This is a genomic window from Streptomyces sp. NPDC127177, assembly GCF_042672475.1.
Taxonomy (GTDB): Bacteria; Actinomycetota; Actinomycetes; order Streptomycetales; family Streptomycetaceae; genus Streptomyces.
Genome location: NZ_JBHXUW010000119.1, coordinates 1 through 6,305 on the forward strand (window position 1 = coordinate 1; position 6,305 = coordinate 6,305).

General features: G+C 71.0%; 4 protein-coding genes. 1 reads left to right on the plus strand and 3 read right to left on the minus strand.

Translation table 11 applies throughout. The features are described from left to right. Window positions 1-79: 79 nt before the first annotated feature. From pyk to pta, 3 genes are all read right to left on the minus strand, one after another. Window positions 80-1,510, minus strand: a complete 1,431-nt coding sequence (gene pyk, locus ACFVJX_RS35830) for a pyruvate kinase (protein ID WP_384136807.1) — start codon at window positions 1,508-1,510, stop codon at window positions 80-82. A gap of 74 nt (window positions 1,511-1,584) precedes the next feature. Beyond that, window positions 1,585-2,823 carry an acetate kinase gene (locus ACFVJX_RS35835; protein WP_384136808.1) on the minus strand — a complete coding sequence of 413 codons (1,239 nt, stop codon included), beginning with the start codon at window positions 2,821-2,823 and terminating at the stop codon, window positions 1,585-1,587. A 5-nt stretch (window positions 2,824-2,828) separates the two neighbouring features. Continuing rightward, window positions 2,829-4,931: a phosphate acetyltransferase gene (gene pta / locus ACFVJX_RS35840; protein WP_384136810.1), complete on the minus strand. Its 2,103-nt coding sequence runs from the start codon at window positions 4,929-4,931 to the stop codon at window positions 2,829-2,831. Between the two features lie 258 nt (window positions 4,932-5,189). On the opposite strand from pta, the gene ACFVJX_RS35845 reads away from it, so the two are divergent. Beyond that, on the plus strand, window positions 5,190-6,215 hold the full coding sequence (locus ACFVJX_RS35845) for an ATP-dependent 6-phosphofructokinase (RefSeq protein WP_384136812.1): 1,026 nt from the start codon (window positions 5,190-5,192) through the stop codon (window positions 6,213-6,215). The last annotated feature ends 90 nt before the right edge of the window (window positions 6,216-6,305 follow it).

A 6,305-nucleotide genomic window follows, 5' to 3' on the forward strand; every position in this document is an offset into this window, starting at 1 on the left:
GCCACACCGCCCGCGGGCGGCCCCCGGTTCAACCGAACCGGGGCGCCGCCCTCGTAACGCGTACGGGACCGCCGTGCGGTCAGCCGCGGTCCTGGCCGCCCACGTGGTGCACGCGCACCATGTTGGTCGTGCCCGGGACGCCGGGGGGCGAGCCGGCCGTGATGACCATCGTGTCGCCGGCGTTGTAGCGGTCCAGCTTCAGCAGCTCCGCGTCGACCAGGTCGACCATCGCGTCGGTGGTGTCCACGTGCGGGACCACGTGGGCCTCGACGCCCCAGCTGAGGGCGAGCTGGTTGCGGGTGGCCTCGTCCGTGGTGAAGGCCAGGATGGGCTGGGCCGCGCGGTAGCGGGAGAGGCGGCGGGCGGTGTCGCCGGACTTGGTGAAGGCGACCAGGGCCTCGCCGTTCAGGAAGTCCGCGATCTCGCAGGCCGCGCGGGCCACCGAACCGCCCTGGGTGCGGGGCTTCTTGCCCGGCACCAGCGGCTGGAGGCCCTTGGAGAGCAGCTCCTCCTCGGCGGCGACGACGATCTTCGACATCGTCTTGACCGTCTCGATCGGGTACGCGCCCACGGAGGACTCCGCGGAGAGCATGACCGCGTCCGCGCCGTCCAGGATGGCGTTGGCGACGTCGGACGCCTCGGCGCGGGTCGGGCGGGAGTTGGTGATCATCGACTCCATCATCTGGGTCGCGACGATCACCGGCTTGGCGTTGCGGCGGCAGAGCTCCACCAGGCGCTTCTGCACCATCGGGACCTTCTCCAGCGGGTACTCGACGGCGAGGTCGCCACGGGCGACCATCACACCGTCGAACGCCGCGACGACGCCCTCCATGTTCTCGACGGCCTGCGGCTTCTCGACCTTGGCGATGACGGGGACCCGGCGGCCCTCCTCGTCCATGATCTTGTGGACGTCCTTGACGTCACCGGCGTCGCGCACGAAGGAGAGCGCGACCAGGTCGCAGCCCATCTTCAGGGCGAAGCGGAGGTCGTCGATGTCCTTCTCGGACAGGGCGGGGACGTTGACCGCCGCGCCGGGCAGGTTGATCCCCTTGTGGTCGGAGATCACCCCGCCCTCGATGACGATGGTGCGGACGCGGGGGCCGTCGACGGAGACGACCTTCAGCTCGACGTTGCCGTCGTTGATCAGGATCGGGTCGCCCTTGGCGACATCTCCGGGCAGGCCCTTGTAGGTCGTCCCGCAGATCGACTTGTCTCCGGGGACGTCCTCGGAGGTGATGACGAACTCGTCCCCGCGGACCAGTTCGACAGGGCCCTCGGCGAACTTCGCGAGGCGGATCTTCGGGCCCTGGAGGTCGGCGAGTACGCCGACCGCCCGGCCGGTCTCGGCGGCGGCCTTGCGGACCCGGTCGTAACGACCCTGGTGCTCCGCGTGGGAACCGTGACTGAAGTTGAATCGGGCCACGCTCATGCCGGCCTCGATCAGAGCGACGAGCTGCTCATGGGAGTCGACGGCGGGACCGAGGGTGCAGACGATTTTGGAACGGCGCATGAGGCGGATCCTATCGGTTTGTTTCACTGCGGAATATTCCGGCTGGTGGAAGATACAAAGGGGCGCGGGGGTGCTCAGTTGTCGACCAGTGCGAAGGTCTGGTCGGCGATCTCCAGCTCCTCGTCCGTCGGCACCACGGCGACCGCGACCCGTGCGTAGTCCGGCGAGATCAGCCGCGGCGCGCCGGACCGTACGGCGTTGAGATCCGCGTCCACCACCAGGCCGAGCTCCTCCAGACCGGCGATGGCAGCCTCCCGTACGGGGGCCGAGTTCTCGCCGACCCCCGCCGTGAACACCACGGCGTCCACCCGGCCGAGCACCGCCGAATAGGCGCCGATGTACTTCTTCAGCCGGTGGACGTAGATGTCGAAGGCGAGCGCGGCACGTTCGTCGCCCTCGTCGACCCGGCGCCGGATCTCCCGCATGTCGTTGTCGCCGCACAGGCCGACCAGACCGCTCTTCTTGTTCAGCAGGACGTCGATCTCGTCCGCCGACATCCCCGCCACCCGCTTGAGGTGGAAGGTGACGGCCGGATCGATGTCTCCTGAACGCGTACCCATGACCAGCCCCTCCAAGGGGGTCAGTCCCATCGACGTCTCCACGCACCGCCCGCCCGCCACCGCCGAGGCCGAGGCGCCGTTGCCCAGGTGCAGCACGATGACGTTGACGTCCTCGGGGGAGCGGCCCAGCAGCTCGGCCGCCTTGCGCGAGACGAACGCGTGCGAGGTGCCGTGGAATCCGTAGCGCCGGATCCGGTGCGCGTCGGCCGTCTCCACGTCGATCGCGTACCGGGCCGCGTACTCCGGCATCGTCGTGTGGAACGCGGTGTCGAAGACCGCGACCTGCGGCAGGTCGGGGCGCAGCGACCGGGCGGTGCGGATGCCGGTGATGTTCGCCGGGTTGTGCAGCGGCGCCACCGGGACCAGGCGCTCGATCTCCTTCAGCACCTCGTCGGTGATCACGGTCGGCTCACTGAACCGCAGCCCGCCGTGCACCACCCGGTGGCCGACCGCCGCCAGTTCGGGGGAGTCCAGACCGAGCCCGTCGGAGGCCAGCTCGTCGGCGGCCGCCTTGAGCGCCGCCTCGTGGTCGGCGATCCGGCCCTCGCGCTCCCGGCTCTCGCCACCGCCGCCGGTCAGCGGGGTGTGGACGAGCCGCGATGTCTCCTCACCGATCCGCTCGACCAGACCCGAGGCGAGCCGGGAGTGGTCGCGCATGTCCAGGAGCTGGTACTTCAGGGAGGAGGAGCCGGAGTTGAGGACGAGCACCCGGCTCGGCCCCGGCCGCGCGGCGGCACCTTCGGTGGTGGTCATGCGGGTCACTCCTCGCCCTGTGCCTGGATCGCCGTGATGGCGACGGTATTGACGATGTCCTGGACGAGCGCGCCCCGGGACAGGTCGTTGACGGGCTTGCGCAGCCCCTGGAGCACCGGGCCGACGGCCACGGCGCCCGCCGAGCGCTGCACGGCCTTGTAGGTGTTGTTGCCGGTGTTCAGGTCCGGGAAGATCAGGACCGTCGCCTGGCCCGCCACCTCGGAGCCGGGCAGCTTCGTCGCGGCGACGCTCGGCTCGACCGCCGCGTCGTACTGGATCGGGCCCTCGATCATCAGGTCCGGGTGGCTCGCGCGCACCCGGTCCGTCGCCTCACGCACCTTGTCGACGTCCGCGCCCGTGCCCGAGGTGCCCGTCGAGTACGAGAGCATCGCGATCCGGGGCTCCACGCCGAAGCGGGCCGCGGTGACCGCTGACTGGACGGCGATGTCCGCGAGCTGCTCCGCGTTCGGGTCCGGGTTGACCGCGCAGTCGCCGTACACCAGGACCTTGTCGGCCAGGCACATGAAGAAGACCGACGAGACGATCGAGGTCCCCCCGGCGGCTCCGCCCCGGGAGCCGCCACCGTCCTTCGTCTTGATGATCTCGAAGGCCGGGCGGATCGTCGCGGCCGTGGAGTGCACCGCCCCGGAGACCATGCCGTCGGCCAGCCCCTCCTGGACCATCAGGGTGCCGAAGTAGTTGACGTCCGAGACGACGTCGTACGCGAGCTCGACCGTCACTCCGCGGTGCGCGCGCAGCTGCGCGTACCGCTCCGCGAAGGACTGGCGCAGCTCGGAGGTCCCGGGGTCGACGATCTGGGTGCCGGCCAGGTCGATGCCGAGGTCGGCGGCCTTCTTGCGGATGACGTCGGGGTCGCCGAGCAGGGTGAGGTCGCAGACGTCCCGCCGCAGCAGTACGTCGGTGGCGCGCAGCACCCGTTCCTCGGTGCCCTCCGGCAGCACCACCCGGCGCCGGTCCGCGCGGGCCTGCTCCAGCAGCTCGTGCTCGAACATCATCGGTGTGACCCGGCCGCTGCGGGCGACCGAGATCCGGTCCAGGAGCGCCCCGGTGTCGACATGTCGCTCGAAGAGGCCCAGTGCCGTCTCGGCCTTTCGGGGTGTCGCCGCGTTCAGCTTGCCCTCCAGGGCGAAGAGCTCGCCCGCGGTGGGGAAGGAGCCGCCGGCCACCGAGACGACCGGGGTGCCCGGTGCGAGTCGCGCGGCCAGCTTGAGTATCTCCTCGCCGGGCCGCTCGTTCAGCGTCAGCAGTACGCCCGCGATGGGCGGTGTCCCGGCGCTGTGCGCGGCGAGCGAGCCGACCACCAGGTCCGACCGGTCCCCGGGCGTCACCACCAGGCACCCCGGCGTCAGGGCCTTCAGCAGGTTCGGCAGCATCGCACCGCCGAACACGAAGTCCAGGGCGTCCCTGGCCAGACCCGCGTCGTCACCGAGCAGCACCGTGCCGTCGAGCGCCGCGGTGACCTGAGCGACCGTCGGTGCCGAGAGTGCCGGGTCGTCGGGCAGGACGGAACAGGGGACGGGCAGTGTGGCGGCGAGCCGGTCCGCGATGACCTCGCGGTCCGTGGAGGCCACCCGGTTCACGATCATCGCGAGGACGTCGCAGCCCAGACCGGCGTACGCGCGGTAGGCGTTGCGCGCCTCGGCCCGCACCGACTCGGCGTTCTGGTCCTGGCCGCCGACCACGGCGATCACCGAGGCGCCGAACTCGTTGGCCAGGCGGGCGTTGAGGGCCAGCTCGTCGGGGAGCTGGGTGGCGGCGAAGTCGGTGCCGAGCACGAGGACCACCTCGTACTTCTGGGCCACCCGGTGGAAGCGCTCGACGAGCCGGGAGACCAGTTCGTCGGTACCCTGCTCCGCCTGGATCGCGGACGCCTCGTGGTAGTCCATCCCGTAGACCGTGCCCGGGTCCTGGGAGAGCCGGTAGCGGGCCCGCAACAGCTCGAACAGCCGGTCGGGGTCGTCGTGGACCAGCGGCCGGAACACCCCGACCCGGTCCACCTGCCGGGTCAGGAGCTCCATGACCCCCAGATCGACGACCTGGCGGCCGTCCCCCCGGTCGATCCCGGTCACGTACACGCTGCGCGTCACGCGTGCTCTCCCGTCCTTGCCTGGCAGGTTTGGGTGATATCGCCTGTTTGACGATACCTGCGGGGGCCGAGGGGCCGCCCGCCGGAGGAAAGCCCCTGTTCACAGCCGCCGCAACCGTCTCCGCGTGCGGCCGGCCGCCCTGTGAGCAGCCGAAAGCGCGGGGTACGGACCCGGCATGGGACAATCACCGTGGCTCACGGTACGGGGGATTGTGTAGTTGCCGCCGGACAGGCCCTAGCGAGCAGGAGATAAAGCACGATGCGCATCGGAGTTCTCACCGCAGGCGGCGACTGCCCCGGCCTGAACGCAGTGATCCGTTCGGTGGTGCACCGTGCGGTGGTGGGTCACGGCGACGAGGTCATCGGGTTCGAGGACGGGTTCAAGGGCCTCCTCGACGGCCACTTCCGCCCCCTCGACCTCAACGCGGTCAGCGGCATCCTCGCCCGCGGTGGCACCATCCTCGGTTCCGCCCGGCTGGAGCGCGACCGGCTGCGCGAGGCGGCCGAGAACTGCGCCGAGCTGAGCCGCCGTTACGGCATGGACGCGCTGATCCCGATCGGCGGCGAGGGCACCCTCACCGCCGCCCGGATGCTCTCGGACGCCGGGATGCCCGTCGTCGGCGTCCCGAAGACCATCGACAACGACATCTCGGCCACCGACCGCACCTTCGGCTTCGACACCGCCGTGGGCGTCGCCACCGAGGCCATAGACCGTCTGAAGACCACCGCCGAGTCCCACCAGCGCGTGATGGTCGTCGAGGTGATGGGCCGCCACGCGGGCTGGATCGCGCTGGAGTCCGGAATGGCCGGCGGTGCGCACGGCATCTGCCTGCCCGAGCGGCAGTTCCAGGTCGAGCACCTGGTCAAGATGGTCGAGGAGCGTTTCGCGCGCGGCAAGAAGTTCGCGGTGATCTGCGTGGCCGAGGGTGCGCACCCGGCCGAGGGCTCGATGCCGTACGCCAAGGGCGCGATCGACCAGTTCGGCCACGAGCGCTTCCAGGGCATCGGCAACCGCCTCGCCGTCGAGCTGGAGACCCGGCTCGGCAAGGAGGCCCGGCCGGTCATCCTCGGGCATGTGCAGCGCGGTGGCACGCCGACCGCGTACGACCGGGTGCTCGCCACCCGTTTCGGCTGGCACGCGGTGGAGGCGGCGCACCGGGGTGACTTCGGCCGGATGACGGCACTGCGCGGCAACGACATCGAGATGGTGCCGCTCGCCGACGCGGTGACGCAGCTGAAGCGCGTCCCGCTGGACCGGATGCACGAGGCCGAGTCGGTCTTCTGACCGGACGACGAACAGTGGACAGCGGGGGGCGGGCGGCCGCCCCCGCCACGGACACCCCCCCGAGCGGCTGGAGGGGGCGCACCGCCCGGA